The organism is Rhizobium sp. OAE497, from assembly GCF_040546565.1.
GTDB lineage: Bacteria > Pseudomonadota > Alphaproteobacteria > Rhizobiales > Rhizobiaceae > Rhizobium.
The window spans coordinates 3614619-3640753 of the sequence record NZ_JBEPOA010000001.1; the positions used below are offsets into that span (position 1 = coordinate 3614619).

Below are 26135 nucleotides of genomic sequence, written 5' to 3' on the forward strand. Positions count from 1 at the left end.
TCGTTGCAATGCAGGAAATATGAGGGCCTCATGGTATCGGGAAACCCGCCACGCCATTCGAAGAGAACCGACAAGCCGGTCACCATCGATCTGGAAGCGCAGGAATTTGCCAAGCAGGAGGACAACGCCTCCACCCCTGCCGATGCCGCAGCCGATACCGACGAGCAAGCGGCAAATGAGCTGAAGGAAACGCTGGAAGCGACGCCTTCGGAAGACGCATCGGCCGCAGCTGCGGTAGAAGAACCGGTACACACCGAAGAGCCATCGGCACCCGAAGCTCCGGCCGAAGAACCAGCGCCCCGCCACACCGAATCGACCATGTCTCCGCCGCCCCAGCAGCAGCGCGGCGCCAACACCTCGGGCCTTATCGCCGCCGGCATTTTCGGCGGCCTCGTTGCGCTCGCGGGAGCCGGCGCCATCCAATATGCAGGCTATCTCCCCGGCTCCGCGCAGCAACCGGCGCAGACGGAACAGAACAGCGAGCTTTCGGCCGAGATCGACGGCCTGAAACAGTCGATCGCCAATCTCGCGGCCGCGCCGAATCCTGATGACGACGCTCTCGACAAGCGCATTGCCGCCCTGGAAGCCGCCGCCAAGACGCCCGCGGCTGCCCAGCCCGGCGACCCGGCTGCGACCGAGGCTCTCAACCAGAAGATCGCCGATCTCACCGCTGAGGTGGCTAAGCTCCAGAGCTCGCTCACCCAAGCCTCCGAACAGCAGGCGTCAAACGGCGCCGACATTACCAAGCGTCTCGACGAAGCCGAGAAGAAGCTCAACGAACCGCGCCAGGATGTGGCCGTCGCGCAGGCAATCGCCGCAGCAGCGTTGAAAGCGGCGATCGACCGTGGCGGACCATTCACCGCCGAACTCGATACATTTGCGGGGGTCGCGCCTGACGATCCCGCCGTCAAGGATCTGCGCAACTTCGCGCAGACAGGCGTTCCCTCGCGTGCCGAGCTGATCCGCCAGGTTCCCGATGTCGCTACGTCGGCTGTTGAGGCCGTAAACCAGGCGAACCCGGATCAGAGCTGGTCCGATCGTTTGATGTCGAGCGCCAAGTCGCTGGTCAGCGTCCGCCCCGTCGGCAATATCGAGGGTGAAAGCGTCGAGGCGATCGCCGCCCGCATGGAAGACAAGGTGAAGAACGGCGACCTGCCGGGCGCCGCCAACGAATGGAACGACCTGCCGCCTGCGGCCAAGCAGGCTTCGGCCGCATTCAAGCAGTCGCTCGAAGCCCGTATCCGTGTCGAAGACCTCGTCAGCGGAGCGCTCTCGAAGGCCGTATCCGGCGCAGGCAAGGAGGGCTGACCGATGATCAAGCTCGTCATCTTCGCCCTGCTCGTTCTCGTCCTTGGCTACGGCTTCTCTTGGCTTGCCGATCGTCCCGGCGACCTGTCGCTGATCTGGGAAGGCCAGCTCTACCAGACCAAGCTGATCGTTGCCGCCAGCGGCCTGATCGCGCTCATTGCTCTCGTGATGATCGGCTGGTGGCTGATCCGCACGATCTGGACCTCGCCGCATTCCGTCACTCGCTATTTCCGCGCCCGCAAGCGTGACCGCGGCTATCAGGCGCTCTCGACCGGCCTGATCGCAGCCGGCGCCGGCAATGCGCTTCTCGCCCGCAAGATGGCGGCCCGTTCGCGCGGTCTCATCCGCGCCGATCAGGAACCGCTTATCAATCTCCTGGAAGCACAGGCAGCATTGATCGAAGGCCGTCACGACGAGGCCCGCGCCAAGTTCGAAGCCATGGCCAACGATCCCGAGACCCGTGAGCTCGGCCTGCGTGGCCTCTATCTCGAAGCCAAGCGTCTTGGCGCCAATGAAGCTGCCCGCCAATATGCCGAGAAGGCTGCCGATAATGCGCCCTATCTCCCCTGGGCCGCTCAGGCGACCCTGGAATCCCGCAGCCAGGCCGGACGCTGGGACGATGCGATCCGCCTGCTCGACCAGCAGAAAGCCGCCCGCGTCGTCGACAAGCATGACGGCGACCGCCTGCGCGCCGTGCTGCTTACGGCGCGCGCCGGCGATAAGCTGGACCGCGATCCGGCAGGCGCCCGCGACGATGCCCTGCATGCGCTGAAGCTGATCGCCGATTTCGAACCCGCCGCGATCATCGCCGCAAAGGCGCTTTTCCGCGAAGACAAGCTGCGCAAGGCGGCCTCGATCCTTGAACAGGCGTGGAAGACCAATCCGCATCCCGAGATCGGCCGCGTCTATGTGCTGGCCCGCAGTGGCGATTCCGTGATCGACCGGCTTAAACGCGCTGACAAGCTGGAAGCCATCCGCCCGAACAATGTCGAGTCGCTGCTCGTCGTCGCGCAAGCCGCTCTCGACGCGCAGAACTTCGCCAAGGCCCGCGCCAAGGCGGAAGCCGCCGCCCGCATGCAGCCGCGCGAAGCCGCCTTCCTGCTGCTTGCCGATATCGAGGAAGCCGAAACCGGCGATCAGGGCCGTGTGCGCCATTGGCTGGCGCAGGCGCTGAAGGCGCCGCGTGATCCGGCCTGGGTGGCCGATGGCTTCGTTTCCGACAAGTGGCTGCCGCTCTCGCCGGTCACCGGCCGTCTCGACGCCTTCGAGTGGAAGGCGCCGTTCGGCCAGCTGGAAGGCCCGGTCGAGGAAGGCTCTGCCACGTCGATCGACACGGCGCTGAAGACATTGCCGCCGGTTCGCGAACATCGCCAGGAAGCACCGGCGAGCGATCACCGCATCATCGAGCTGGAACGCGCCGCAACGATCGCCGAAGCCGTTCGCCCGGCTCCGGCACCCGCGGCACCTCCGAAGCCCGCTCCGGCGCCCAAGCCTGCCGAAGCGGCCTCCCCTACACGCCCGCCCGAACCGAAACCATATTATGGAATGCCTGATGATCCAGGCGTTCGCGACACCAAGGTGGATACGGAACCCAAGACACGGCTCCGCCTTTTCTGAGATGGAACGAAAACCGCATGTTCGAACGCTTTCAGGCATTCTTCCACAACCTCACGGCAGACGGGAGCAGGAAGGGTTTCGATCCCGATGACCCGCGCATTGCCGTTGCCGCGCTCTGCATGCAGGTCATGGAAGCCGACGGCCAGATCAAGGACAGCGAAAAGAAGCGTCTGCGCAAGCTGCTGAAGGAGCAATACGGGCTCGACGGCAAGCAGCTCGATGCCGTGATCGCCGCCGGGCTCGAGGCCGAAAGCAGCGCCGTCGACTACTATCGCTTCACCTCCGACCTGAAGCGCCATCTGAACACCGAGCAGCGGCTCGAGCTGATCGGCATCCTCTGGGACATCGTCTATGCCGATGGCGAGCGCAGCGAGATAGAGGATCACGTCATCTGGCGGATTGCCGATCTGCTCGGCGTCTCCTCCCGCGAGCGCATCCAGAAGCGCCAGGAGGCCGCCGCCCGGGTGACCGATACGGTCGTGGTTCAAGACGATGCAGATTGAACGCCCGGTAAAACGCGACAAGCGGCCCGTCCTCATCGTCCTGCATCAGGAACAATCCAGCCCCGGCCGCGTCGGCCAGCTGCTGGTCGAGAAGGGCTACAGCCTCGACATGCGCCGCCCGGTGCTGGGCGACAAACTGCCGTCGACGCTTGACGGGCATGCAGGCGCCGTCGTCTTCGGCGGCCCGATGAGCGCCAATGATCCGGAGGATTTCGTCAAGGCGGAGATCAACTGGCTTGACGTGCCGCTCAAGGAAAACCGTCCGTTCCTCGGCATCTGCCTCGGCGCCCAGATGCTGGTGCGCCATCTCGGCGGCAAGGTCCAGTCAAACCCCGATGGTTCGACGGAGATCGGCTGGTATCCGCTGCGCCCGACGGAGAAGGGCCGGCTGCTGATGCACTGGCCGAAGATGGTCTATCACTTCCATCGCGAAGGCTTCGATCTGCCGCGTGGCGCCGAGTTGCTGGCAGAAGGCGATGCCTATCCGAACCAGGCTTTCCGCTACAACAAGAATGCCTGGGCGCTGCAGTTCCATGCCGAGCTGACGCGGGTGATGATGCACCGCTGGGTCGTCCACGGCGCCCACCGCTTTATCCTGCCGAACGCCCAGCAGGGCCGCGAGCACCTTGAGGGACGCATGCTCTTTGATGCGCCGCTGAAGGCGTGGCTGAACGAGTTCCTCGATATCGTCTTCGAGGGCAAGACGGCGAAAGGCGCGCCGCTCTCTATGCCGGCGACGCTGAGCGCATAGGCGCATCGAGCGTATCGATCTGCCGCAGCTGGCGGAAGCTCATCGCCCAGATCACCGAAACGGCAAGTGTCCCAAGACCGCCAATGACGACGGCAGGCACCGCGCCGAAGGTATGCGCCATCGTTCCCGCGCGAAATTCGCCGAGCTCGTTCGACGCGCCGACGAAGACCATGTTGACGGCATTGACGCGGCCGCGCAGTTCGTCCGGCGTCCAGAGGGCGATCAGGCTCTCGCGCACATAGACCGAGATCATGTCTGCGGCCCCCATGATGGCAAGAGCAGCGATCGAGGTCCAGGTATGTGTCGAAACGCCGAAGACGATCGTCGCGATGCCGAACAGGCCGACACCGGTGAACATGTAGAAGCCGGCGCGGTGTTTCATCGGATAGGCGGCCAGGAACAGCGCCATCACGATCGCGCCGACGCCGGGCGCCGAGCGCAGAAGACCGAGCCCCCAGGGACCGAGCGTCAGGATATCGCGCGCATAGATCGGCATTAGTGCCGTGGCACCGCCGAGCAGCACGGCAAACAGGTCGAGCGAGATCGCGCCGAGCACGACCTTGTCCGCCTTGATGAAGCGGAAGCCGCCGAGGATCATGTCCCAGCTCTTTGCTTCGCCGGCGCTGTGCTGTGCGGGCTTCGGGATCATGAAGAGCAGGATGGCGCCGAGCACCGCGAAGATGACCGAGACCGTGTAGGCCGTCGTCGCGCCGACGCCGTAGAGCAGACCTCCGAGCACCGGACCGGTGATCGCCGCCAGCTGCCAGGAGGAGGAGTTCCAGGCTATCGCGTTGGAAAGATCCTTCTCCGGCACCAGGTTCGGCGCCAGCGACTGCACGGCAGGTGCTGCAAAGGCGCGCTCGATGCCGAAAACCAACAGTACGATGAAAACCGGGATTGGCGAGAAGGTGCCTGTCACCGTCATGATCAGCAGCGCCAGCGTGCAGAGAGCGCTGACCAGCGAGCAGATCGAAGCGATGGCACGACGATTGTAGCGGTCGGCGACCGATCCTGTGACCAGGATCAACAGCAGCGACGGCAGGAACTGTACCAGGCCGATCAGGCCGAGATAGATGGCGCTCCGCGTCTGGTCGTACATCTGCCAGCCGACCGCGACACTGAGGATCTGCTGTGAAAAGGAAAGCAGAAACTTCGCGAAGAAGAACCGGGTGTAGGAAGAATGCCGGAACGCGGCAAAACGGTCTCCGGTGGACGAGAAAGACATTGGGGGCAACCAAGGAAATCGGGCCGCGCGGTCAGTTCAAACGCGCCCATTAAACATGATTCACCGCGCGTTAAGACACGGCACTTGCCCGTTTAGTCGCCAATAGCTACATGTCTGTCAACAACGAACTGGAGACGACGATGATTGCCCTTTTTCAAACCATTGATTTGGCTTTGAATCTTTACACTTGGGTGCTTATTGCGAGTGCCATTTTCTCCTGGCTCTACGCCTTCAACGTCATCAATTCCAGCAACCAGTTCGTCAACTCGGTCGGGATGTTCCTCTACAATGTCACCGAACCGGTGCTGCGCCCGATCCGCCGCGTGCTGCCCAATCTCGGCGGCATCGACATCTCGCCGATCATCCTGCTGCTGATCATCTTCTTCCTGCGCTCCTTCATGTGGAACACCATTTTCCCGCTGGTGGCGTGAGCTCCGCCTGGACCGTTCATGACGGTCATCTCAGGCTGACGGTGCGGCTGACCCCGAATGGCGGCCGCGACGCGATCGATGGATTGGATGGCGAGGGACAGCTGAAGGCGCGCGTCAGCGCCGTGCCGGAAGACGGCAAGGCGAACAAGGCGCTGATCGCCCTTCTCGCCAAATCTTTGCGCGTGCCGAAATCGGCCGTCGCCTTCATTTCCGGCGAAACATCGCGCAAAAAAATCCTCCGCATCGAAGGCGATACGGAGGATCTGATCGAAAAGCTGAAAGCTTTTACGAAAGCCTGAGCTTACTTTGCCTTCTTGGCGCGCTCGACGGCTTCGAGAATGAGTTCGCCGGCTTCCTTCGAACCCTTCCAGCCGAAGATCTTGACCCACTTGCCGGGCTCCAGATCCTTGTAGTGCTCGAAGAAGTGCTCGATCTGCTTCAGCGTGATGTCGGGAAGATCGGTATATTCCTTCACCTTCTCGTAGCGCAGCGTCAGCTTCGGCGACGGAACGGCAATGATCTTCTCGTCCTTGCCGGAATTGTCTTCCATCATCAGAACGCCGATCGGGCGTACGTTGATGACACAGCCCGGAACGAGCGGACGGGTGCTGGCGATCAGCACGTCGATCGGATCGCCGTCTTCCGACAGTGTGTGCGGCACGAAGCCGTAGTTACCCGGATAGGTCATCGGTGTGTACAGGAAGCGGTCGACGACGAGGGTGCCGGCGTCCTTGTCCATTTCGTACTTGATGGGATGGCCGCCGACCGGAACCTCAACGATAACGTTGACATCTTCCGGTGGGTTGTTGCCGATGGAAATGGCGTCGATGCGCATCAGTGTCCCCTAATATAGGATGGTTTCCGGCTGCCAGATAATCAGAATCTCTTCGCAACGCAACATGTCAGGCCGCATCTTCCGTCGTTTTGGCTAATAGAGTTCGCCACCAACAGCGAAGTTCGGGGATCACCAGGGGCAATGACCGGCGAGGCCACAAACCGGTCGCATTGTCCGGATTAGTTGGGCTTTTCAGATCTCATATTGCAAGCAGATGGCCATGTATCTTTACGAAAGCGACGACTTTTTCGATCTCCTTACCGGCAGCTACCGCCGCATCACTGGCAAGGATCTCGTGCCGCCGGAACTGACCAGACAGGAAGGCATCCGCTGGCTCTACGAGGACGCGCCGTTCGGCCTGCTGGCACATGACACCGCACCCGATCCTGTCTTCGTCTATGGCAACAGGAATGCGCAGAGATGCTTCGAATATAGCTGGGACGAACTGACCGCGCTGCCGTCGAGACTGTCCGCCGAAGCGCCGGAACGCGCCGCACGGGAGAACTTCCTGCGGCAGGTTGCCGAGAAGGGCTATGTCGACAATTACGAGGGGATCAGGATCAGCAAATCGGGCAAACGCTTTCCGATCGCAAACGTCACGGTATGGCAATTGATCGATGCCGACGGAGTGATCCGTGGCCAGGCAGCGAGGCTGCCATAAGCGGCAGTACCGCTAGTTCCAGATGAAGCCGATCTTCTTCAGCTGCTTGTGGTCGAAGTTTTCCATGCCTTCGCAGAAATCGAGCCCGCCATGGCCGCGATAGAAGCGGCTGGCATTCTCGTTATCTTCCAGGCACCAGACGACCAGGCCATTGCAGCCGAGCGACTTCAGGAGCCGGCGCGCTTCGCCGAACAGCATCCGGCCGAGACCGATGCCCTGATATTCCGGGCGGAGATAAAGCTCGTAGATTTCGCCTTCCTGGGGAAGGGCACGGGCGCGGTTGAGACCGAGCGTCGCGTAACCGGCAACCGTTCCGGCCACATCGAGAACCAGCAGCGTTGCCGGGCCCCGGGTGGCCTTGCGCCACCAGCCTTCGCCGCGGCGTTCGATCATTTGTGTCAGAGCGCGGTGGGGAATGATGCCGGCATATGTGTGCTGCCACGCAAGGCGATGCGCCTCCGATATGGCGCGGGCATCATGCGGCTCAGCCCGCCGAACATCGATCGACAACGTCTTCATAACGCTACTCTGGTCCTTCAGCGGACAATTAACCATACGCGATCACGCGCCCTGGCTGATTGCCCACAGACTTAACATGTGGACGATGGAAAAAATTTAACGCTTTTTTAACCATTGTCACAAGCCGGAATCGGCGGACCACACATAAAAAAACCCCGGCGCAAGGCCGGGGTTTGATCTGTTTGAGCAGGGCTTAGAGCGCTGCCTTCGACTTTTCGAACCGCTTGCGGTCGTTGGCGTCGAGATACATCTTGCGCAGACGGATCGACTTCGGCGTGACTTCGACCAGCTCGTCGTCCTGGATCCAGGAGAGAGCGCGGTCCAGCGTCATGCGGATCGGCGGCGTCAGCTTGACGGCTTCATCCTTGCCGGCGGCGCGGATGTTGGTCAGCTTCTTGCCCTTGAGAACGTTGACTTCGAGGTCGTTGTCACGGCTGTGGATGCCGATGATCATACCCATGTAGACCTTCTCACCGGCGTCGATGATCATCGGGCCGCGATCTTCCAGGTTGAACAGGGCGTAGGCAACGGCTTCGCCGGCTTCGTTGGCGAGCAGAACGCCGTTAACGCGGCCGCCGATTTCGCCCTTGTACGGCTGATAGTCGTGGAACAGGCGGTTCATGACGGCCGTACCGCGCGTGTCGGTCAGCAGTTCCGACTGGTAGCCGATCAGGCCGCGCGTCGGCGCCAGGAACTTCAGACGGATACGGTTGCCGCCCGACGGACGCAGCTCGGTCATTTCAGCCTTGCGCTCAGACATCTTCTGAACGACGACGCCGGAATGTTCTTCATCGACGTCGATGACGACCTCTTCGATCGGCTCGAGCATCTGGCCGGTCGCTTCATCCTTATGCATGACGACGCGCGGACGCGATACGGCAAGCTCGAAGCCTTCACGGCGCATGGTTTCGATGAGAACGGCCAGCTGCAGTTCGCCGCGGCCGGAAACGAAGAACGAATCCTTTTCGGAGGACTCTTCGATCTTCAGCGCAACGTTGCCTTCGGCTTCCTTGAACAGACGGTCGCGGATGACGCGCGAGGTGACCTTGTCGCCTTCAGTGCCTGCATAGGGGCTGTCGTTGACGATGAAGGACATCGTGACGGTCGGCGGGTCGATCGGCTGGGCCTGCAGCGGCTGGCTGACGGACGGATCGCAGAACGTGTCGGCGACGGTGCCCTTGGAGAGGCCGGCAATCGCGACGATGTCACCTGCATGCGCTTCTTCGATCGGCTGACGCTCGATACCGCGGAATGCGAGGATCTTGGAGATACGGCCGGTTTCGATGGTCTTTCCATCGGCATGCAGAACCTTGACGGCCTGGTTCGGCTTGATCGAGCCGGAATTGACGCGGCCGGTGATGATGCGGCCGAGGAAGGGGTTGGCTTCGAGGATCGTGCCGATCATCGTGAACGGGCCTTCGTGAACCGTCGGCTCCGGAACATGCTCGAGCACGAGGTCGAGAAGCGGCGCGAGACCCTGGTCCTTCGGACCTTCCGGGTTGACGTTCATCCAGCCATCGCGGCCAGAACCGTAGAGGATCGGGAAGTCGAGCTGCTCGTCGGTGGCGTCGAGGTTGGCGAAGAGGTCGAACACTTCGTTGATGACTTCTTCGTGGCGGCCATCCGGACGGTCGATCTTGTTGATCGCAACGATCGGGCGAAGGCCGACCTTCAGCGCCTTGCCAACGACGAACTTCGTCTGCGGCATCGGGCCTTCCGAAGCGTCGACGAGAACGATCGCGCCATCCACCATCGAGAGAATACGCTCGACTTCACCGCCGAAGTCGGCGTGGCCGGGGGTGTCGACGATGTTGATGCGGACACCCTTCCACTCGACCGAGGTCGCCTTCGCGAGAATGGTGATGCCACGCTCTTTTTCGAGGTCGTTGGAGTCCATGACGCGTTCTGCAACGCGCTGGTTCTCGCGGAAGGAGCCGGACTGCTTGAGCAGCTCGTCCACCAGTGTCGTCTTGCCATGGTCAACGTGCGCGATAATCGCGATGTTGCGAAGTGCCATTGTGTCAAATCTCTGAGGCTGGGGCGCTACGTCGGAGGGAGGCGCCTATTACATTTGGCGCGCTCATACAGTGTTTTTCGCGATTGCGAAAGGGGGAAGAGGTCCGAAGCGCCATTCCAAGGTTAACTCGTACGTTGCGGGTCGATCACCGTCCGCCACAATTCGTTGTCGTCGCGGTCCATCAGCCGCACCGTCATCTGCTCGCTTTGCCCATCGATATCGACGAGGCCGAAGAACTGCATCCCTGCCGATGGCGGCAGGTTCGACTCGATGCCGCCGGGTGCCGCCTTGATGAAGCGCACCTCCGGCCCGAACGTGCTATCCAGCTCCTGGGGCCCGTATGTGCCGGAGTGAAGCGGGCCGGACACGAACTCCCAGAACGGCAGGAAATCCTGGAACTTCGCCTTGCCCGGATCGTAATAATGCGCCGCCGTGTAATGCACATCCGCAGTCAGCCAGACGATATTGCCGATCGCTGCGTCGCGGATGAAACGCAGCAGATCGGCAAATTCGAGCTCACGACCGCGGGGCGCACCATTGTCCCCATTCGAGATGGATTCGCTGCCCCGGCGTTTACCGTAATCGTCCCAGATCACCAGCCCGATGGGCAGATCGCAGGAAATCACCTTCCATGTTGCCGTCGATCGCGCCAGCTCGCGCTTCAGCCACGCGACCTGCGCCTCGCCGAAAATCCGCGACTGCGGCGTCAATTCTTCATCGAGACCATGCGTATTGGGTCCGCGATAGGAGCGGAGATCGACGAAGAACACATCGAGCAGCGGGCCATAGGAGACCTTGCGGTAGATACGGCCGGGATCCGCGGCGACATAGCGGATCGGCGTCATTTCATGGAAGGCGCGGCTGGCGCGCGCCGCAAGCACGGCGACCGACTTTTCCTTGTAGCGGTCATCGGCGCTGAGATCGGTCGATGGCGACCAGTTGTTGAGAACCTCATGATCGTCCCACTGATGGAAGACCGGGCAGATCGCATTGAGCGCCGTCACATGCTCGTCGAGCAGATTATATTTCCATTGGCCGCGGAACTCCGGCAGCGTCTGGGCGATCGTCCGCTTTTCCTCGGTGACGATCCGGTTCTTCCAGACCCCGCCGCCGCGGAGCGCGATCTCATCGGGGATCGGGTTGTCGGCATAGATGGTATCACCGGAATGGATCATGAAATCCGGCCGGTGATAGGCGATCGTCCGATAGGTCCGCATCCCCTTGTCATCGATGCCCCAGCCCTGCCCCGCCGTATCGCCCGACCAGACGAAGCGGAGATTGCGTCTGGAGACCGGCGCCGTGCGGAATTCGCCTCGAATGGGCTCGGAACGGCTGTTGATGTCCTGCAGGTCAGCCGCGACGAAGCGATAGAAGATCTCCTGATCCGGCGGCAGACCGGTCACCAGCAGCTTGCCGGCAAGATCGGTCTCCGGCGTCACGTCGAAGGGCGCGAGCCGCACAGCGTTGGCAAACTTGTCTGTGGTGGAATATTCGATGAACAGCCGCGACGGCCGGTCGACCCGCGTCCAGACGACACCCGAGGCCGCATCGACATCGCCCGATTGCACGCCCGAGGTAAAGACCGGCCGGCTCGACGAGCCGCGGGCGTAATAGGGCATTGCCAGGCTTGCCGCCGCAAAGCCGCCGACTGCACCCACCGATGTCAGGAACCGGCGGCGCGTCGTTTGCTTCAAGATCATCCCAAGGCCCTTCAGGAGCGGGATCGAATCGTCCCGCCCCAGCCTTGGGCACCCGTCATGTCAGTCTCTTGAAAACCGCATGACGGTTTGCCGAAACTTCAGCGACAGTTTTGTTACGCGTCGCTGCCGGACAATTCATTGAAGGTCGAAAGCCCCTTCTTGATCAGCATCGCATCCGGGCTCGGCAACTTGCCGCGAAAGCCCTTGTAGGCATCCTCGGGATCGATCGAGCCGCCGGTCGAATAGATGTTGTCCTTCAGCTTCACCGCCATTTCGCGGTTGAAGGCATCACCGGTTTCCTCGAAGGCGGAGAAAGCATCGGCATCGAGCACTTCCGACCACATGTAGGAATAGTAGCCGGCCGAATAACCGCCCGAGAAGATATGCTGGAAATGCGGCGAGGCATGGCGCATGACCAGCGACTTCGGCATGCCGAGCTCGGCAAGCACCTCGGCCTGGACCGCCATCGGATCATCGACCGCATCGCGCGTATGGAATTCCATGTCGACGATCGCCGAGGAGGTGAACTCCACCGTGTTGAAACCGGCGTTGAAGGTGCGCGCCGCCAGAACCTTGTCGAGCAGCGCCTGCGGCATCGGCTCGCCGGTTTCGAAATGCACCGCATATTGCTTGAGGATCGCCGGCACCGTCAGCCAGTGCTCGTAAAGCTGCGAGGGGAGCTCGACGAAATCGCGCGAAACACCAGTGCCAGACACCGACGGATAGGTCACGTTGGAGAGCATGCCATGCAGCGCATGGCCGAATTCGTGGAACAGCGTGCGCGCATCATCGAGCGACAGCAACGCGGGCTTGCCTTCGGCGGGCTTTGCGAAATTGCAGACATTGTAGATGATCGGCAGTTCGCCCCTGTTGCCGTTCTTCAGCGTCAGCTTGTGCTGCGACTGGAACGAGCTCATCCAGGCGCCCGAGCGCTTCGAGCCGCGGGCAAAGTAATCGCCTAGGAACAGCGCCACCAGCGTGTCACTGGCATCGCGGATCTCGAACACCCGCACGTCAGGATGATAGGCAGCAATCCCCTTCTTCTCGACGGCGCGGATGCCGAACAGACGGTTCGCAACATCGAAGCAGGCCTCGATGATCTTCTCGAGCTGCAGATAGGGCTTCAGCTCCGTCTCGGAGAAATTGAACTTCTGCGCTCGGATCTTCTCGGCATAGAAGCGCCAGTCCCACGGCATCACCTCATGGTTCTTGCCATCTTCGGCAATCAGCTTGGCGATATCCGCTTCTTCCTCGCGGGCACGCCCCACAGCCTTCGTCCAGACGGCGCGCAGCAACTCGTCGACGGCTTCTGGCTTCTTCGCCATCGTGTTGTCGAGCTTCAGCTCGGCGAAATTGCCGTAGCCGAGCAGCCCGGCCATCTCCTTGCGAAGCTCCAGCGTCTCCTTGATGATGCCGCGATTATCGGTGGCGCCGGCATTCTCGCCACGGGCGACCCAGGCCTTGAAGGCCTGCTCGCGCAGATCGCGCTTTTCCGAGAAGGTCAGGAACGGTTCGATTATCGAGCGCGACAGCGTGGCGGCAAACTTGCCCTCTTCGCCGCGCTCGCGCGCTGCAGCCGCCATCGCATCCTTGAGGAATTCGGGCAGGCCCTCGAGCTCCGGGCCATCGGAGAGAAGGAGCGACCAGCTCTTCTCGTCGGCGAGCACGTTTTGACCGAAATTGGTGCCGAGGCCGGCCAGCTTCTCGTTGATGCCGGCGAGCTTCTCCTGCTCCGGCTTCGGCAGCTTGGCGCCGGACTTGACGAAGCCCTTCCAATGCCGCTCCAGCACCCGCGTCTGTTCCAGCGACAGGCCGAGCTCTTCGCGCTTTTCCCAGAGTACATCGATGCGGGCGAAAAGCGCGGCATTCATGCCGATCTTCGAATAGTGCCGCGACATCTTCGGCGATATCTCCCGCTCCAGTGCCTGGATGACCTCATTGGTATGCGCACCGGCGCGGTTCCAGAACAGTGCCGAGACCCGCGAAAGCTCATCGCCGGCAATTTCCAGCGCCACGATGGTGTTCTCGAAAGTCGGCGCATCCGGATTCCCGGCGATCGCATCGATCTCCTTCTCATGAGACGCAAGCGCCGCATCGAAGGCGGCGGCGAAATCGCCGTCATTGAGCGCATCGAAGCGCGGCAGGCCGTGATGCCCGTTCCAGTTGACGAGCGCCGGATTGAATTCTGGTGTGGAAGGCATGCTGAGATCCTTTTACGCAAGGCAGGTGAAAGGCAATATAGGTGACCCATCGCGGCATTGGTATGTTGCTGATCAAATTCGTCTTTTGCCGGCCACCAAAGAATTGATCCACAAGAACTGATAGACGAAAATTAACCAATTGTTAACGATTGCACCGCCGCGGCCCAAAGGCTAGTTTCCTCTTACTCTTTTCGTAAGGGGACATGGGTCATGGAAATATTTTCTATGCGGTCTTCTCAGAGTTTGCTTTTTAAAAACAGCGATAATAACGCAAAGTCTTCGAAGACCTCTGATATTGAATTCGATACTGGTACGTCTGCACAAACCGGCTTCAAGCTGGAGGACGACAAACCTGCAGATAGCCCTGACTTCACATCGGTCAGCCCGGGTGAATTGCGCAGCTATGCGCGCCAGAGCTACGATTCGGGCGCGCTCGATCAGCAGACCTACGCGGCCATCTCCGAGCCCTTGCCGATGCACGCTATCGATGCACAGGGCAATATTCTGGATCTGACGGGCGTCACCGACGGCACCGCCTTCAATTTCCGCGACTATTACGACAATCAGCTGCAGATCGCGAAATCGCTCGGCGATTCCAATGGCGCGAAGACACTGCAGTCGATCGTCGATTTCATCGGAAGCTGATTGATCAGGCCTTCCGCCAGCCGAGCAGGCCAGGCGTCGCATGCCACAGGGCCTGCACCGCAAAGCCCATGAACAGCACGCCCGAGCAACGGACGATCAGACGCTCATGGGCGCGATAGAACCGTCGCACCGCACCGGCGCCGATGATCGTCACCAAGATGATGTCGGCAGTGACAAAGCCGACGAAGGACACACAGAGCATCAGCGGCAGGGCGGCGAAATCCAGCGCGCCAGACGAACCCGCGACAAGCGCGGTGAACGTCGCCAGCGCCACCGGATAACCCTTCGGGTTGGTGACGCCAAAAATCAGGCCACGCCGGAACGGACGCTCGACCACGACCAGCGCCTGACCATCGACCTTGGGCTTGGCACTGACGGCGCTCCAGCCGATCCAGGCAAGATAGAAGCCGCAGAGCAGGCCGAGAAGATCGAAAACGAAGGTGCCGATGATCTTCGCACCGACGATGGCGATCAGCGCCAGGGCAGACCAGATCGTGTCGCCGACCAGATGACCCATCAGGAAAAACGCGCCTGCCTTGCGTCCCTGCCCGGCACCGATACCGAGCAGCTGCAGGAAGGCCGGACCAGGAATGAGCACATAGAAAAGGGCTGCCAGAAAGGCGCCGAGAAGTAGCGACTGTGTCATGAAATGCTCCGCGGATGGTGTGCGCAGACTATGCCAAAGCGCAATGCCGTCAAGGCCCCGCGCGCCAACGAAAAAGGCCCGCACAAGGCGGGCCCTTCGAAAAGCGGGATAGCTGCAATCAGCCCTTCAGATTGCGCTTGCCGAGCGTGCGCAGGCGCAGCGCGTTGAGCTTGATGAAGCCGGCGGCGTCCTTCTGGTCGTAGGCGCCCTGATCGTCCTCGAAGGTGACGAGCTTGTCGGAATAGAGCGACTTGTCGCTCTCGCGGCCGATGACCATGACATTGCCCTTGTAGAGCTTCAGCGTCACTTCGCCCTCGACATGCTCCTGGCTCTTGTCGATCAGAGCCTGCAGCATTTCGCGCTCCGGCGAGAACCAGAAGCCGTAATAGATCAGCTCGGCATAGCGCGGCATGATCTCGTCCTTGAGATGCGCAGCGCCGCGGTCGAGCGTGATCGACTCGATCGCGCGGTGTGCCGCCAGCAGGATCGTGCCGCCGGGGGTTTCATATACGCCGCGCGACTTCATGCCGACATAGCGGTTTTCGACGAGGTCGAGACGGCCGATGCCGTTGTCACGGCCATAGTTGTTGAGCGCGGCGAGCAGGGTCGCAGGCGACATCGCAACGCCGTTGATCGAGACGGCATCGCCCTTCTTGAAGCCGACCTTGATGACGGTTGCCTTGTCAGGAGCGGCTTCCGGCGAGATCGTGCGCATGTGCACATATTCAGGCGCTTCCTGAGCCGGATCTTCCAGAACCTTGCCCTCGGACGACGAGTGCAGCAGATTGGCGTCGACCGAGAACGGCGCTTCGCCCTTCTTGTCCTTGGCAACCGGGATCTGGTGCTGTTCAGCGAAGGCCAGCAGATCCGTACGGCTCTTGAAATTCCAGTCGCGCCACGGAGCGATGATCTTGATATCGGGGTTCAGGGCATAGGCCGAGAGTTCGAAACGAACCTGGTCATTGCCCTTGCCGGTGGCGCCATGGGCGATCGCATCGGCGCCGGTCTTGCGGGCGATGTCGATCAGATGCTTGGAGATCAGCGGACGGGCGATCGAAGTGCCGAGCAGATAGACGCCTTCATAGACGGCATTGGCGCGAAACATCGGGAAGACGAAGTCTCTCACGAATTCTTCGCGGACGTCCTCGATGTAGATTTCCTTGATGCCGAGCATCTCGGCCTTCTTGCGCGCCGGCTCCAGCTCTTCGCCCTGGCCAAGATCTGCCGTGAAGGTCACGACTTCGGCGCCGAGCTCGGTCTGCAGCCACTTCAGGATGATCGAGGTGTCGAGGCCGCCCGAATAGGCAAGCACGACTTTCTTCACGTCTTTCTTAGATGCCATGATGATGAGGTCCGTTGCATATGGGCGGCGGCATACCCGCAAAGCCCGTTGTCGCGGGCACTTTTAGCGAGATTGTCACACGACGCAAGGGCAGGCGGCCAAGAAGCCCGGTCACTAGAGGTGGTTTGAGATGTTCATGCGGCGGTGCAGGACGCGCACGATAGTAAGTTCATCGAGGCTTTCGGTGTCGATGATGAAATGCGACCTGAATGTCAGCGCTTTGTAGCCCTCTTTCCTGGACTTGAGCGCTCGTCCGCTTCGCGTCCCATCCGCTAACGAAACACATTGTTCTCTCAACGCGAAGACATAGTATTCTGCCTGCTCGAAACCCCAATTATCTTCGGTGTAGTCGTATATCTCGTCAATGTCGCGGATCGCAGGATCGCTGAAGACGAGTTCCTTCGTCATTGAGCGCGTCGCGCTCGTTTCGCTTCTACAAAAGCATCAAAATCAAACGGCCGCGGAGGGCCGGATTCCTCGGCTTCAGCAATGGCCGCCTCGATTGCCTCCAGCTCGGCCTGATGCCTCAGCACCCGCAGAGCCGCACCGACAACCTCCTCGACGGAACCATAGTTGCCGTCGCGCACCTGCGCGTCGATGAACGCTTCCATCTGTTCGTCGATGCGGATGGTTTCCAACCTGCCCATGCCAGGCTCCTGCGGGTTTGACTTGAGTTCCGAGATTACCATATCTGGCTGCGAGCGAACAATCCCGGGCGAAAGGCCAGAGCCGTGACCGATCTCACCAATATTATCAAACCATCCAACGTTGCCGTCATCACTGGCGGCGCCTCCGGTATCGGGCTGGCGGCCGCAAAGCATTTTGCCAAGGCGGGCATGAGCGTCGTGATCGCCGATCTCGGCCAGGAGAAACTGGCCAAGGCGCGTGCCGAGCTTGAAGCCATCGCCGGTGAGGAACATGTGCTTGCCTCGGAGACCGACGTTTCCGACAAGGCGGCTCTCGAAGCCTTGGAGCGGACTGTCATCCAGCGCTTCGGCCGTGTCCACGTTCTGATGAACAATGCCGGCATCGGGCCGGAAACCTCGATCTTCAGCGCCGACGCCGGCTGGGACAACATCCTGGGCGTCAACATGATGGGCGTCATCAACGGTACCCGCGCTTTCGGCGCTGCCATGGCCAAGCACGGCGAACCAGGCCTGATCATCAACACCGGCTCCAAGCAGGGCATCACCACGCCGCCCGGCAATCCGGCCTACAACGTCTCGAAAGCCGCCGTGAAAGTCTTCACCGAAGCGCTGGAACACGAGCTGCGCAACACCGAAGGCTCGCAGATCTCGGCCCACCTCCTGATCCCCGGCTTCGTCTTCACCGGCCTCACCAAGGGCGACCGCGCCGAAAAGCCGGCTGCGGCCTGGACGCCGGAACAGACGGTCGATTTCATGATCGAGAGCCTTGCCAAGGGCGACTTCTACATCCTCTGCCCGGACAACGATGTTGCCCGCCCCGTCGATGAACGGCGCATGGCCTGGGCGATCGGCGACATCATCGAGAACCGTCCGCCGCTGTCGCGCTGGCACAAGGATTATGCCGACAAGTTCAAGGCCTATCTCGAAGGCAAGTAAGCCGAAGCGATCGGCCGCATCAGAAGGTTTGATTGGTAATTTCCTGAAAGCCGGGTAAGAGAAAAGCAATTCCCTTTCCGGCTTTCAGAGTGTGCCATGGACTTCCTTCCGACCCTGCCGACGCTTCTTGCCTTTTCCGCTGCGAGCCTGCTTCTGGCGGCAACGCCGGGGCCTGACATGACGCTCTCGATCAGCCGCGCGCTGTCGCAGGGCAAGAAGCCGGCGCTCTACGTCGTCCTCGGCACCAGCCTCGGCATCGTCGTTCACACCATGCTCGTCGCCTTCGGCATCTCGGCGCTGATCACCGCCTCGCCCACCGCCTTCCTCATCCTCAAGACCGGTGGCGCCGCCTATCTGCTGTGGCTTGCTGTCCAGGCAATCCGTTTTGGTTCAAAGTTGACCGTCGGCAAGGTCGATGAGGCCAAGGGCACACCGCTTTCCAACATCTCCAGCGGCTTCTGGGTGAACCTGCTGAACCCGAAGGTCATCATCTTCTTCATGACCTTCCTGCCGCAGTTCGTCACGGCCGGCGACCCCGCAGTCACCCACAAGCTACTCTTCCTCGGCTTCTTTTTCATCCTGATCGGCATGCCGGTGAACGCGCTCGTCGTGCTCGCATCCGACGGGCTGGCAAGCTGGCTGCAGAACAACAGGAAGGTGCTGCGCGGCATGGACTATACCTTCGCCGGCGTGTTCTCGATCTTCGCCGTGAAGATCTTCATGACGCAGGGCCGCTAGGCGATCTCGCTCAGCCGTTGCTTTAGGAACAGCTTCTCCGCATCCGACTGCGAGAGCTCGATCGCCCTCGCGTAGGCGAGCCTCGCCTGATCGATCTGGCCATCGCGCGCCAGTAGGTCGGCCTGGACAGCGTAAAACGGCTGATATTGCACCAGCGCCATGGCGATCAGCTTCAGGCGCCCGAGCGCGGCCCCCGCCCCCTCGACATAGGAAAGCGCAACGATCCGGTTCAGTTCATAGACCGGGTTATCGGCGGTGCGGGCCAGCTCGCCGTAGAGCAGGGCGATCTGCCGCCAGTCCGTGTCTGCGAAACTCCGCGCCTCCACATGCACGGCGATAACCGCCGCCTGCAGCTGATAGGGTCCCGGACAGCCCCGCTTGAGCGCCCGCTCGATCAACGCCATGCCTTCGTCTATGACCGCGCGATCCCACAAGCTGCGATCCTGCTTTTCCAGCGTCAGGATCCCGCCACCGTCACCGATCCGCGCCGCACGCCGGGCATGATGCAGGAGCATCAGCGACAGCAGCCCCTCGATCTCCGGCTCATCCGGCCGCAGCGCCGTCAGCAGCCGCCCGAGGCGGATCGCCTCATCGCAGAGATCGGCGCGGATATGGCTGCCGCTGCCGGAGGCATAGCCCTCGTTGAAGATCAGATAGACAACGGCGAGCACGCTTTCGAGCCGCGCCGCCCACCCCTCCGGTCCCGGCACCTCATAGGCGATGCCCGCCTTGGCGATCTTGTCGCGAGCGCGCACCAGCCGCTGGGCCATCGCATCATGCCGGTCGAGGAAGGCATCGGCGATCTCCTCGGTTCTCAGTCCGCAGACCGAGCGCAAGGTCAGCGCCACGCAGGTCTTCCGGTCGATCGCCGGATGGCAGCAGGCAAAGATCAGCTTCAGGCGTTCGTCGCCGATCGGATCGGGTTCGGCTGCTATCGGCGATGCGTTTTCCAGTTCGGCAAGATGAGCGATCTCCGCAGACTTCGCCCGGAAATTGGCCGAGCGCCTCAGCCGGTCGATCGCCTTGCGGCGGGCGACCTGCATCAGCCAGGCATTCGGCGCGGCGGGAAGGCCATGGCGGCTCCAATGGACGACCGCCGATTCCAGCGCATCCTGCAAGCTGTCCTCAGCCAGCTGGAAATCCCGCAGCGACCCCACCAGGCTGGAGAGGAGACGGCCACCGTCCTGCCTGGCGATCCTGTCGATCGCCTCCGCTACCGAAACGGCGGCCGGAACCTCGCTCATCAGCGGTCGAAGACCATAAGCGGCCGCACCTCGACGCAGCCCATGGCCGCATGCGGGATCATCGCCGCGTATTTGATGGCGTCATCGAGATTGTCGCAGTCGAGGATATAGAAGCCGCCAAGTTGTTCCTTGGTATCGGCGAAGGGACCATCCATCGTCTCGGTCCTGCCGTTGCGCACGCGCACGGTCGTCGCCGTCGTCACCGGCTGCAGCGCATCGCCGGCAACCCAGATGCCATCGCTCTTGTAGGTCTCGGTCGCCGTCGCATAGCCGCTCATCATCTTGCCGAATTCCGGAGAATCCGGCGGCGTGCGGGTGCTCGGGTCCATGTAGATCAGCGCCATGTATTTCATCGTCCGTCTCCTCAGATCTCCATCGCTCCATTGCGATGGTGACGGATAACGAACGCGATGCAAGCGGATCGACATCGCCGCAGAAATATTTCTCGGAAGACACTGACGCCGCGATCAGCCGATCAGCAGCGCATCATCGTCGAGCGTCTGGCCGCGCATCTTGCGGAACATCGCGATCAGGTCCTCGACCTGGAGATCCTTGCGGCTGTCGCCGCTGACATCCAGCACGATCTCGCCGCCATGCAGCATGATCGTGCGATGGCCGTAGTCGAGCGCCTGGCGCATCGAATGCGTCACCATCAGCGTCGTCAGCTTGCGCTCGGAGACGATCTTGTCGGTCAGCCCCATGACGAATTCCGCCATGCCGGGGTCGAGCGCTGCCGTATGCTCGTCGAGCAACAGCACCTCGGAACCGGCAAGCGTCGCCATGACGAGCGAGACAGCCTGCCGCTGGCCGCCCGAAAGCAGGTCCATGCGGTCGGCCATGCGGTTCTCGAGCCCGAGATTGAGCTCGCTGATGCGCTCCCGAAAATTTTCGCGGCGACGCGGACCAAGTGCTGCAACGAGACCGCGGCGTTCACCGCGACGGGCGGCAAGCGCGAGGTTCTCTTCAATCGAAAGCGAGCCGCAGCTGCCAGTCAGCGGATCCTGGAAGACGCGGGCAACGAGACCGGCGCGCGCCGCCGTCTGTTTGCGCGTCACATCCGTGGTACCGATCATCACTTTGCCTTCGCTCGCCAGCACATCGCCGGCGAGCACGCCGAGCAGCGTCGACTTGCCGGCGCCGTTGGAGCCGATGACCGTGACGAACGAGCCCTGCTCGATCGTCAGGTTGACGCCGTTCAGCGCCTTCTTTTCGAGCGGCGTCCCCTTACCGAAGACGACCCTGATATCTTTGACGCTGATCACGATGCGGCTCCTCCGCGGCGAAGACGAGGAAGGATGAGCGCGAAGGTCACGAGAACCGCCGTCACGAAATTGAGGTCCGAAGCCTGCAGGCCGATGAAATCGGTCGACAGCGCCAGCTGGATGGCGATGCGATAGAGGATCGAGCCGAGCACACAGCCGATCAGCGCGATCAGCAGACCGCGCCGTCCGAGCAGCGTCTCGCCGATGATGACGGCCGCAAGGCCGACAACGATGGTGCCGACACCGGAGGTGACATCAGCGAAGCCGTTGGTCTGCGCAAACAGCGCACCGCCAAAGGCGACAAGCGCATTGGAAATCGCCATGCCGAGGTAGATCTGCCGATTGGTATCGACGCCCTGGGCGCGGGCCATGCGGGTATTGGCGCCCGTTGCGCGCATCGCGAGACCTGCATCACTCTCAAGGAAGCGCCAGACGACGATGACGGCGACGATGACAAGCACGCCGACGAAGAGCGGACGGACGTAGAAATCGCGAAGTCCATGGCCGAAGAACGGGCTGATCATCGTATCGGCGTTGATCAGCGCGACATTCGGCTTGCCCATGACGCGCAGGTTGACCGAGAACAGCGCGATCATCGTCAGGATCGAGGCGAGCAGATTGAGGATCTTGAAACGGACGTTGAGCAGCGCCGTCACCATGCCGGCGGCCGAACCCGCAATCATCGCGACCAGTGCGGCAAGCCAGGGATTGACGCCGGCGGTGATCAGCACGGCCGTGACGGCAGCGCCGAGCGGAAAGGAACCATCGACCGTCAGGTCCGGGAAATCGAGAACGCGGAACGCGAGATAGACGCCGAGAGCGACGAAGGCATAGACCAGCCCGAGCTCCACGGCTCCCCAAAATGCAATCTGACTCAAGGCCCCCGCCTTTCTTTATGCCCGTGTTTCCTCGGGTCTTAAAATATCAAACCGCCCCCGTTTAGAAACAGGGGCGGCTTAACGCAATATCAGATGCGTGGAATAAGCGTTATTCGACGACGCGGTTGGCGCGCTTCAGTACGCTTTCCGGCAGCGTCACGCCCATCTTTTCAGCAGCCTTCTTGTTGACGACAAGATCGCTGCCGGCAGCAACCTTCACCGCGATATCGCCGGGGTCCTCACCCTTCAGGATGCGAACGACGATATCGCCGGTCTGCTTGCCGACGTCGTAGTAGTTGAAGCCGAGGGCTGCGATCGAGCCGCGATTGACGGAGTCCGTGTCGGCGGTGAAGAGCGGCAGCTTCGCTTCTTCGGCAACGGCAACCGCGCCTTCGAGAGCCGAGATGATCGTGTTGTCGGTCGGCACGTAGATGACGTCGGCACGGCCGACGAGCGCACGGGCGGCACCCTGAACTTCGGCAGACTTGGTCGCGGCCGACTCGACGACCGTCAGACCGGCCTTCTCGGCTTCCGTCTTCAGAACGGCGAGCAGCGAAACGGAATTGGCTTCGCCCGAATTGTAGAGATAGCCGATCGACTTCACGTTCGGCAGGATTTCCTTGATGAGCGCGATATGCTCGGCAACCGGCGACATGTCCGAGAGGCCGGTGACGTTGCCGCCGGGCTTGTCCATGTTTTTGACCAGCTGTGCGCCGAGCGGATCGGAAACGGCGGTGAAGACGACGGGAATGTCGCGCGTCGCGGAAACCACGGCCTGAGCCGACGGCGTGGAGATCGGAACGATGACGCTCGGATCCTCACCAGCGAACTGGCGGGCGATCTGCGCGGCCGTTGCCGGGTTGCCCTGCGCGGATTCGAAGAGGAACTTGAGGTTCTCGCCTTCCTTGTAGCCGGCGGCAGCCAGCGTGTCCTGAACGCCCTTGCGCACGGCATCGAGCGCCGGATGTTCGACGATCGCCGTCACGGCAACAGTCACGTCTGCAGCCTTGGCAGGCAGGGTAAGGGCAAGGGTCGCCGCAACGGCGAGCAAGATCGAACGCATTTTGTCCTCCATCAAATGATCAAGGCGCTTCTAGAAAAAGAGAAGCGCCCGATCAATCGCAAAGAACTGTTACAAGGATCAAACTTGCTGATCAGTCGTCCGCGCCGTGATTGGCGATCATCATCGCCTCGAAGGCGAGACGCTCGGTCTTGCGCATACGCTCGGATTCGGACTTCAGCTGACCGCAGGCGGCGAGAATGTCGCGGCCGCGCGGCGTGCGGATCGGCGAGGCATAGCCGGCCGAATTGATGAAATCGGCGAATTTCTCGATCTGCGCCCAGTCGGAGCACTGGTAGTTCGTGCCCGGCCACGGATTGAACGGGATCAGGTTGATCTTCGCCGGCACGCCCTTCAGAAGCTGGATCAGCCCCTTGGCATCCTCCAGGCTGTCGTTGACGTCCTTCAGCATCACATATTCGAAGGTGATGCGGCGGGCATTCGACAGACCCGGATATTTCCGGCAGGCGTCGATCAGTTCCTTCAGCGGATACTTCTTGTTGATCGGCACGAGGATGTCACGCAGGTCGTCGCGCACCGCATGCAGCGAGATCGCCAGCATGACGCCGATCTCATCGCCCGTGCGGAAGATCTCAGGCACGACACCCGAGGTCGAGAGCGTGACACGGCGCTTGGAGAGCGACAGGCCGTCGCCATCGGTGGCGATCAGCAGCGCCTGCTTGACGGCATCGAAATTGTAGAGCGGCTCGCCCATGCCCATCATCACGATGTTGGAGACCTTGCGGCCCTCGGCCGGCATGATCGTGCCCTGCGGCGCTTCGCGGTCCGGGAAGTCGCCCAGCCGGTCACGCGCCAGCAGCAGCTGCGACAGGATCTCTTCTGCCGTCAGGTTGCGCACCAGGCGCTGCGTGCCGGTGTGACAGAAGGAACAGGTGAGCGTGCAGCCGACCTGGCTGGAAATGCAGAGCGTGCCGCGGCCCTCTTCGGGGATATAGACGGCTTCGATCTCGACCGGGCGGCCAGCACCGCGCGCCGGGAAGCGCAGCAGCCACTTGCGGGTGCCGTCGTTCGAAACCTGCTCTTCGACGATCTCCGGGCGCGCGATGGTGAAATGCTGCTTCAGCGTCTCGCGCATATCCTTGGAGATATTCGCCATGTGATCGAAATCGGAGACGCCGCGCACATAGATCCAGTTCCACAACTGGCTGACGCGCATCTTGATCTGCTTTTCCGGCACGCCCTTTTCGCGCAGCGCCTCGGCCATCTGCTCGCGCGAAAGGCCGATCAGCGAGGGCTTCTCATCGCCGATCGGAGCGCGCGGCGCCTGCGGCTTGGTAACGGCCATAGCATCCATGACGGACATAGTTCTTCGATCCCGAAATCAAAACTGGACGCGTCCCGGAAAGCCGGAAGACTTGGCGGGCGGCATCGGCAGTTCGCAGAAAGTTGAATGCGGAGCTGCGATCAAGGCCGCATTCGTTCCGCTGTTGCGCCGGGCTTTATCATCATTTTCCCCGCACGTCACTATAGATGGAAACGGCAAAGGCCGGCGCAAGGCCGGCCTTTGAATTCTGAGAGGAAGCGGAGAAGCTTACTTGCAGCTTTCGATCTGCTTCAGCGCCGCCGAGATGCCCGACAGCGAATAGGCGTAGGAGGTACCGGTGCCCTTGCGCGAAACGGCGGTAACCGTCATCGAGTGCCCGCCCTTCATGGCGGCGACCAGCGCCGGCTCCTGAGCGGCATTCTCGACCCAGCCAGCCTTGTCCTTGGTGAACATGACGAAGGTCTTGTTGTCGATGACAACGTTGATCTTGGAGTTTTCCTTGACCGTGTAGCCCATCATCGCCTGCGGCTCGTAGGAGATGTTCTGGCCCGGACGCTGGGAAACGATGAAGAAGTTGTCGCCGTGATCGACGCTCGCGGGCTGCTTCGTCGTCGGAACGGACAAGACGTAGCAAACGGTGCTGTTACCCTGCTTGTAGGAATAGGCGCCCCAAGCCTGGAACTGCTGGATGCGGGTCGGCGCCGAAGCTCCGCCCTGCTGTGCTCCTGCGACTCCGGCCGTGATGAGAACGAGAGCGAGAGCGGGTGCGATACTTTTTACAAACATTGATTTCCTGCCGGTTCTTGCGATTCAGCGCCCGTTCGAGCGGGCTGCGCTTTCGTCACGATCTGCTTTATTTTGACTTAATTCAGGTTACCAAAGCGTCAACGGAGACCGTGATATGTCTCCACCTGTGTCATTTAGGCCCGAGTGTCAACGTTCGGCTTGGTGCGGATGCCTGTGTGATGTCCTTGCATTGATGACGGGGCGTCATCCCTTCGAGGGCAATTTAAGACATAAAGATTCAGGCAAGAGTTTGACCTTTCGAAAATCCGTTGTACCTCATTAAGGTATTGGAAATCCGTCGAAGAATTGCCTGAGCCAGGGGGCCCGTAACCGGACATGGATGCTGAGGAAAAACAGCGTTTCGCTGCCCTCGCAAAAGCAGTCGCAGAACGGCGCGATCAGCAGGCCTTCTCCGTCCTGTTCGATTATTTCGCGCCGAGGCTGAAATCCTGGCTGCTACGTCAGCGCATGCCTGCAACCGAAGCCGAAGAGCTGGTTCAGGAAGTGATGATCGTGCTCTGGCACAAGGCCGATCTCTATGATCCCGCGCGCTCGTCGCTCTCGACCTGGCTCTTCCGCATCGCCAGAAACCGCCGCATCGATCTGCAGCGCCGCGCCCGTGCGCGGGTTCTCGACGAGGACGATCCGACGCTGCAGCCGCCCGCCGAGATCGGCGCCGACGAGGCCGTTGCCAACGATGACCGCGATGCGCATGTGCGCGCCGCCGTCAGCCAATTGCCGGAAGAACAGCGCGAAATGCTGAAGGCAGCCTTCTTCCTGGGGCAGTCGCATTCGGAGATCGCCGAGGCCACGGGGCTGCCGCTCGGCACGGTGAAGTCGCGCATTAGGCTCGCCTTCGGCAAGCTCAAGAAGGTTCTGGAGGCGCAGACGGCCTAGG

The 26135-nt window shown here is 61.5% G+C and carries 28 protein-coding genes; 11 read left to right on the top strand and 17 right to left on the bottom strand.

Annotation, left to right across the window (positions count from 1 at the left end):
- The first annotated feature begins 30 nt into the window (after positions 1–30).
- Genes ABIE40_RS18075 through ABIE40_RS18090 form a run of 4 tightly spaced genes read left to right on the top strand, consistent with a single transcriptional unit; the run spans position 31 to position 4179 of the window.
- Positions 31–1308, top strand: a complete 1278-nt coding sequence (locus ABIE40_RS18075; RefSeq protein WP_199627878.1) for a COG4223 family protein — start codon at positions 31–33, stop codon at positions 1306–1308.
- A 3-nt stretch (positions 1309–1311) separates the two neighbouring features.
- Positions 1312–2925 (top strand): heme biosynthesis protein HemY, encoded by a 1614-nt coding sequence (locus tag ABIE40_RS18080; protein ID WP_112718455.1) that lies wholly within the window; start codon positions 1312–1314, stop codon positions 2923–2925.
- A gap of 17 nt (positions 2926–2942) precedes the next feature.
- Positions 2943–3428 (top strand): tellurite resistance TerB family protein, encoded by a 486-nt coding sequence (locus tag ABIE40_RS18085; RefSeq protein WP_199627879.1) that lies wholly within the window; start codon positions 2943–2945, stop codon positions 3426–3428.
- Positions 3418–4179 (top strand): glutamine amidotransferase, encoded by a 762-nt coding sequence (locus ABIE40_RS18090; protein WP_112718451.1) that lies wholly within the window; start codon positions 3418–3420, stop codon positions 4177–4179. The genes ABIE40_RS18085 and ABIE40_RS18090 overlap by 11 nt, the downstream gene beginning before the upstream one ends.
- Here ABIE40_RS18090 and ABIE40_RS18095 read toward each other — a convergent pair.
- Positions 4154–5404 carry an MFS transporter gene (locus ABIE40_RS18095; protein WP_199627880.1) on the bottom strand — a complete coding sequence of 417 codons (1251 nt, stop codon included), beginning with the start codon at positions 5402–5404 and terminating at the stop codon, positions 4154–4156. The two genes, ABIE40_RS18090 and ABIE40_RS18095, sit on opposite strands and share 26 nt — an antisense overlap.
- Positions 5405–5544: 140 nt before the next feature.
- Here ABIE40_RS18095 and ABIE40_RS18100 point away from each other — a divergent pair, with 140 nt between their 5' ends.
- Together ABIE40_RS18100 and ABIE40_RS18105 are read left to right on the top strand one after the other, a co-directional pair.
- Positions 5545–5835, top strand: a complete 291-nt coding sequence (locus tag ABIE40_RS18100; protein WP_112718505.1) for a YggT family protein — start codon at positions 5545–5547, stop codon at positions 5833–5835.
- Positions 5832–6134: a DUF167 domain-containing protein gene (locus tag ABIE40_RS18105; protein WP_130283257.1), complete on the top strand. Its 303-nt coding sequence runs from the start codon at positions 5832–5834 to the stop codon at positions 6132–6134. The genes ABIE40_RS18100 and ABIE40_RS18105 overlap by 4 nt, the downstream gene beginning before the upstream one ends.
- Before the next feature lie 2 nt (positions 6135–6136).
- Here ABIE40_RS18105 and ppa read toward each other — a convergent pair whose 3' ends face one another.
- Entirely contained in the window at positions 6137–6670 is a 534-nt protein-coding gene (gene ppa, locus ABIE40_RS18110; protein ID WP_112718445.1) for an inorganic diphosphatase, read from the bottom strand.
- Positions 6671–6890: 220 nt separating this feature from the next.
- On the opposite strand from ppa, the gene ABIE40_RS18115 reads away from it, so the two are divergent.
- Positions 6891–7331 (top strand): MEKHLA domain-containing protein, encoded by a 441-nt coding sequence (locus ABIE40_RS18115; RefSeq protein ID WP_199627881.1) that lies wholly within the window; start codon positions 6891–6893, stop codon positions 7329–7331.
- Positions 7332–7343: 12 nt separating this feature from the next.
- On the opposite strand, the gene ABIE40_RS18120 is transcribed toward ABIE40_RS18115, so the two are convergent.
- The 4 genes from ABIE40_RS18120 to ABIE40_RS18135 all read right to left on the bottom strand — a co-directional run bounded on the left by ABIE40_RS18120 (position 7344) and on the right by ABIE40_RS18135 (position 13768).
- Positions 7344–7850 (bottom strand): GNAT family N-acetyltransferase, encoded by a 507-nt coding sequence (locus ABIE40_RS18120; protein ID WP_112718441.1) that lies wholly within the window; start codon positions 7848–7850, stop codon positions 7344–7346.
- 193 nt (positions 7851–8043) lie between these two features.
- Entirely contained in the window at positions 8044–9867 is a 1824-nt protein-coding gene (gene typA / locus ABIE40_RS18125; protein WP_112718439.1) for a translational GTPase TypA, read from the bottom strand.
- A 122-nt stretch (positions 9868–9989) separates the two neighbouring features.
- The gene (locus ABIE40_RS18130; RefSeq protein WP_199627882.1) at positions 9990–11567 is read right to left on the bottom strand and encodes an alkaline phosphatase D family protein; all 1578 of its coding nucleotides are present in this window, start codon (positions 11565–11567) and stop codon (positions 9990–9992) included.
- A 113-nt stretch (positions 11568–11680) separates the two neighbouring features.
- Positions 11681–13768: a M3 family metallopeptidase gene (locus ABIE40_RS18135; RefSeq protein WP_199627883.1), complete on the bottom strand. Its 2088-nt coding sequence runs from the start codon at positions 13766–13768 to the stop codon at positions 11681–11683.
- A 210-nt stretch (positions 13769–13978) separates the two neighbouring features.
- On the opposite strand from ABIE40_RS18135, the gene ABIE40_RS18140 reads away from it, so the two are divergent.
- Positions 13979–14413, top strand: coding sequence for a hypothetical protein (locus ABIE40_RS18140; RefSeq protein WP_199627884.1), 435 nt, complete (start codon positions 13979–13981; stop codon positions 14411–14413).
- Between the two features lie 4 nt (positions 14414–14417).
- Here the strand turns inward: ABIE40_RS18140 and ABIE40_RS18145 are convergent, their stop codons facing one another.
- The 4 genes from ABIE40_RS18145 to ABIE40_RS18160 all read right to left on the bottom strand — a co-directional run bounded on the left by ABIE40_RS18145 (position 14418) and on the right by ABIE40_RS18160 (position 17048).
- Positions 14418–15059: a LysE family translocator gene (locus ABIE40_RS18145; protein WP_130283247.1), complete on the bottom strand. Its 642-nt coding sequence runs from the start codon at positions 15057–15059 to the stop codon at positions 14418–14420.
- A 118-nt stretch (positions 15060–15177) separates the two neighbouring features.
- Entirely contained in the window at positions 15178–16401 is a 1224-nt protein-coding gene (locus ABIE40_RS18150; RefSeq protein ID WP_199627885.1) for an argininosuccinate synthase, read from the bottom strand.
- 114 nt (positions 16402–16515) lie between these two features.
- Complete coding sequence (locus ABIE40_RS18155) at positions 16516–16809, bottom strand: type II toxin-antitoxin system RelE/ParE family toxin (RefSeq protein ID WP_199627886.1); 294 nt, start codon at positions 16807–16809, stop codon at positions 16516–16518.
- Positions 16806–17048, bottom strand: coding sequence for a type II toxin-antitoxin system ParD family antitoxin (locus ABIE40_RS18160; RefSeq protein WP_199627887.1), 243 nt, complete (start codon positions 17046–17048; stop codon positions 16806–16808). Before ABIE40_RS18160 ends, ABIE40_RS18155 begins: the two co-directional genes overlap by 4 nt.
- Before the next feature lie 84 nt (positions 17049–17132).
- On the opposite strand from ABIE40_RS18160, the gene ABIE40_RS18165 reads away from it, so the two are divergent.
- A complete protein-coding gene (locus ABIE40_RS18165) occupies positions 17133–17984 on the top strand; it encodes an SDR family NAD(P)-dependent oxidoreductase (protein ID WP_199627888.1) in 852 nt (283 codons plus the stop codon).
- A 96-nt stretch (positions 17985–18080) separates the two neighbouring features.
- A complete protein-coding gene (locus ABIE40_RS18170; protein WP_199627889.1) occupies positions 18081–18722 on the top strand; it encodes a LysE family translocator in 642 nt (213 codons plus the stop codon).
- On the opposite strand, the gene ABIE40_RS18175 is transcribed toward ABIE40_RS18170, so the two are convergent.
- The 7 genes from ABIE40_RS18175 to ABIE40_RS18205 all read right to left on the bottom strand — a co-directional run bounded on the left by ABIE40_RS18175 (position 18719) and on the right by ABIE40_RS18205 (position 25237).
- Positions 18719–19966, bottom strand: a complete 1248-nt coding sequence (locus tag ABIE40_RS18175; protein WP_199627890.1) for an RNA polymerase sigma factor — start codon at positions 19964–19966, stop codon at positions 18719–18721. The genes ABIE40_RS18170 and ABIE40_RS18175 overlap by 4 nt on opposite strands.
- Positions 19966–20319 (bottom strand): YciI family protein, encoded by a 354-nt coding sequence (locus ABIE40_RS18180; RefSeq protein ID WP_199627891.1) that lies wholly within the window; start codon positions 20317–20319, stop codon positions 19966–19968. Before ABIE40_RS18180 ends, ABIE40_RS18175 begins: the two co-directional genes overlap by 1 nt.
- A gap of 114 nt (positions 20320–20433) precedes the next feature.
- Positions 20434–21228 (bottom strand): ABC transporter ATP-binding protein, encoded by a 795-nt coding sequence (locus ABIE40_RS18185; RefSeq protein WP_199627892.1) that lies wholly within the window; start codon positions 21226–21228, stop codon positions 20434–20436.
- Positions 21225–22106, bottom strand: coding sequence for an ABC transporter permease (locus ABIE40_RS18190; protein ID WP_199627893.1), 882 nt, complete (start codon positions 22104–22106; stop codon positions 21225–21227). Before ABIE40_RS18190 ends, ABIE40_RS18185 begins: the two co-directional genes overlap by 4 nt.
- Positions 22107–22215: 109 nt before the next feature.
- The gene (locus tag ABIE40_RS18195) at positions 22216–23169 is read right to left on the bottom strand and encodes an ABC transporter substrate-binding protein (RefSeq protein WP_199627894.1); all 954 of its coding nucleotides are present in this window, start codon (positions 23167–23169) and stop codon (positions 22216–22218) included.
- 91 nt (positions 23170–23260) lie between these two features.
- Positions 23261–24490 (bottom strand): dual-specificity RNA methyltransferase RlmN, encoded by a 1230-nt coding sequence (gene rlmN, locus ABIE40_RS18200; RefSeq protein ID WP_199627895.1) that lies wholly within the window; start codon positions 24488–24490, stop codon positions 23261–23263.
- A 228-nt stretch (positions 24491–24718) separates the two neighbouring features.
- Positions 24719–25237 (bottom strand): invasion associated locus B family protein, encoded by a 519-nt coding sequence (locus tag ABIE40_RS18205; protein ID WP_112385816.1) that lies wholly within the window; start codon positions 25235–25237, stop codon positions 24719–24721.
- 336 nt (positions 25238–25573) lie between these two features.
- Between ABIE40_RS18205 and ABIE40_RS18210 the strand changes: the two genes are divergently transcribed.
- On the top strand, positions 25574–26134 hold the full coding sequence (locus ABIE40_RS18210; RefSeq protein ID WP_112718411.1) for a sigma-70 family RNA polymerase sigma factor: 561 nt from the start codon (positions 25574–25576) through the stop codon (positions 26132–26134).
- Position 26135: the final 1 nt, after the last annotated feature.

Bases quoted from the DNA above. Each gene is read 5' to 3' on its own strand.
- ABIE40_RS18075 (WP_199627878.1), top strand. From the start codon at position 31: ATGGTATCGGGAAACCCGCCACGCCATTCGAAGAGAACCGACAAGCCG.
- ABIE40_RS18080 (WP_112718455.1), top strand. From the start codon at position 1,312: ATGATCAAGCTCGTCATCTTCGCCCTGCTCGTTCTCGTCCTTGGCTAC.
- ABIE40_RS18085 (WP_199627879.1), top strand. From the start codon at position 2,943: ATGTTCGAACGCTTTCAGGCATTCTTCCACAACCTCACGGCAGACGGG.
- ABIE40_RS18090 (WP_112718451.1), top strand. From the start codon at position 3,418: ATGCAGATTGAACGCCCGGTAAAACGCGACAAGCGGCCCGTCCTCATC.
- ABIE40_RS18095 (WP_199627880.1), bottom strand. From the start codon at position 5,404: ATGTCTTTCTCGTCCACCGGAGACCGTTTTGCCGCGTTCCGGCATTCT.
- ABIE40_RS18100 (WP_112718505.1), top strand. From the start codon at position 5,545: ATGATTGCCCTTTTTCAAACCATTGATTTGGCTTTGAATCTTTACACT.
- ppa (WP_112718445.1), bottom strand. From the start codon at position 6,670: ATGCGCATCGACGCCATTTCCATCGGCAACAACCCACCGGAAGATGTC.
- ABIE40_RS18115 (WP_199627881.1), top strand. From the start codon at position 6,891: ATGTATCTTTACGAAAGCGACGACTTTTTCGATCTCCTTACCGGCAGC.
- ABIE40_RS18120 (WP_112718441.1), bottom strand. From the start codon at position 7,850: ATGAAGACGTTGTCGATCGATGTTCGGCGGGCTGAGCCGCATGATGCC.
- typA (WP_112718439.1), bottom strand. From the start codon at position 9,867: ATGGCACTTCGCAACATCGCGATTATCGCGCACGTTGACCATGGCAAG.
- ABIE40_RS18130 (WP_199627882.1), bottom strand. From the start codon at position 11,567: ATGATCTTGAAGCAAACGACGCGCCGCCGGTTCCTGACATCGGTGGGT.
- ABIE40_RS18135 (WP_199627883.1), bottom strand. From the start codon at position 13,768: ATGCCTTCCACACCAGAATTCAATCCGGCGCTCGTCAACTGGAACGGG.
- ABIE40_RS18140 (WP_199627884.1), top strand. From the start codon at position 13,979: ATGGAAATATTTTCTATGCGGTCTTCTCAGAGTTTGCTTTTTAAAAAC.
- ABIE40_RS18145 (WP_130283247.1), bottom strand. From the start codon at position 15,059: ATGACACAGTCGCTACTTCTCGGCGCCTTTCTGGCAGCCCTTTTCTAT.
- ABIE40_RS18150 (WP_199627885.1), bottom strand. From the start codon at position 16,401: ATGGCATCTAAGAAAGACGTGAAGAAAGTCGTGCTTGCCTATTCGGGC.
- ABIE40_RS18155 (WP_199627886.1), bottom strand. From the start codon at position 16,809: ATGACGAAGGAACTCGTCTTCAGCGATCCTGCGATCCGCGACATTGAC.
- ABIE40_RS18160 (WP_199627887.1), bottom strand. From the start codon at position 17,048: ATGGGCAGGTTGGAAACCATCCGCATCGACGAACAGATGGAAGCGTTC.
- ABIE40_RS18170 (WP_199627889.1), top strand. From the start codon at position 18,081: ATGGACTTCCTTCCGACCCTGCCGACGCTTCTTGCCTTTTCCGCTGCG.
- ABIE40_RS18175 (WP_199627890.1), bottom strand. From the start codon at position 19,966: ATGAGCGAGGTTCCGGCCGCCGTTTCGGTAGCGGAGGCGATCGACAGG.
- ABIE40_RS18180 (WP_199627891.1), bottom strand. From the start codon at position 20,319: ATGAAATACATGGCGCTGATCTACATGGACCCGAGCACCCGCACGCCG.
- ABIE40_RS18195 (WP_199627894.1), bottom strand. From the start codon at position 23,169: ATGCGTTCGATCTTGCTCGCCGTTGCGGCGACCCTTGCCCTTACCCTG.
- rlmN (WP_199627895.1), bottom strand. From the start codon at position 24,490: ATGTCCGTCATGGATGCTATGGCCGTTACCAAGCCGCAGGCGCCGCGC.
- ABIE40_RS18205 (WP_112385816.1), bottom strand. From the start codon at position 25,237: ATGTTTGTAAAAAGTATCGCACCCGCTCTCGCTCTCGTTCTCATCACG.
- ABIE40_RS18210 (WP_112718411.1), top strand. From the start codon at position 25,574: ATGGATGCTGAGGAAAAACAGCGTTTCGCTGCCCTCGCAAAAGCAGTC.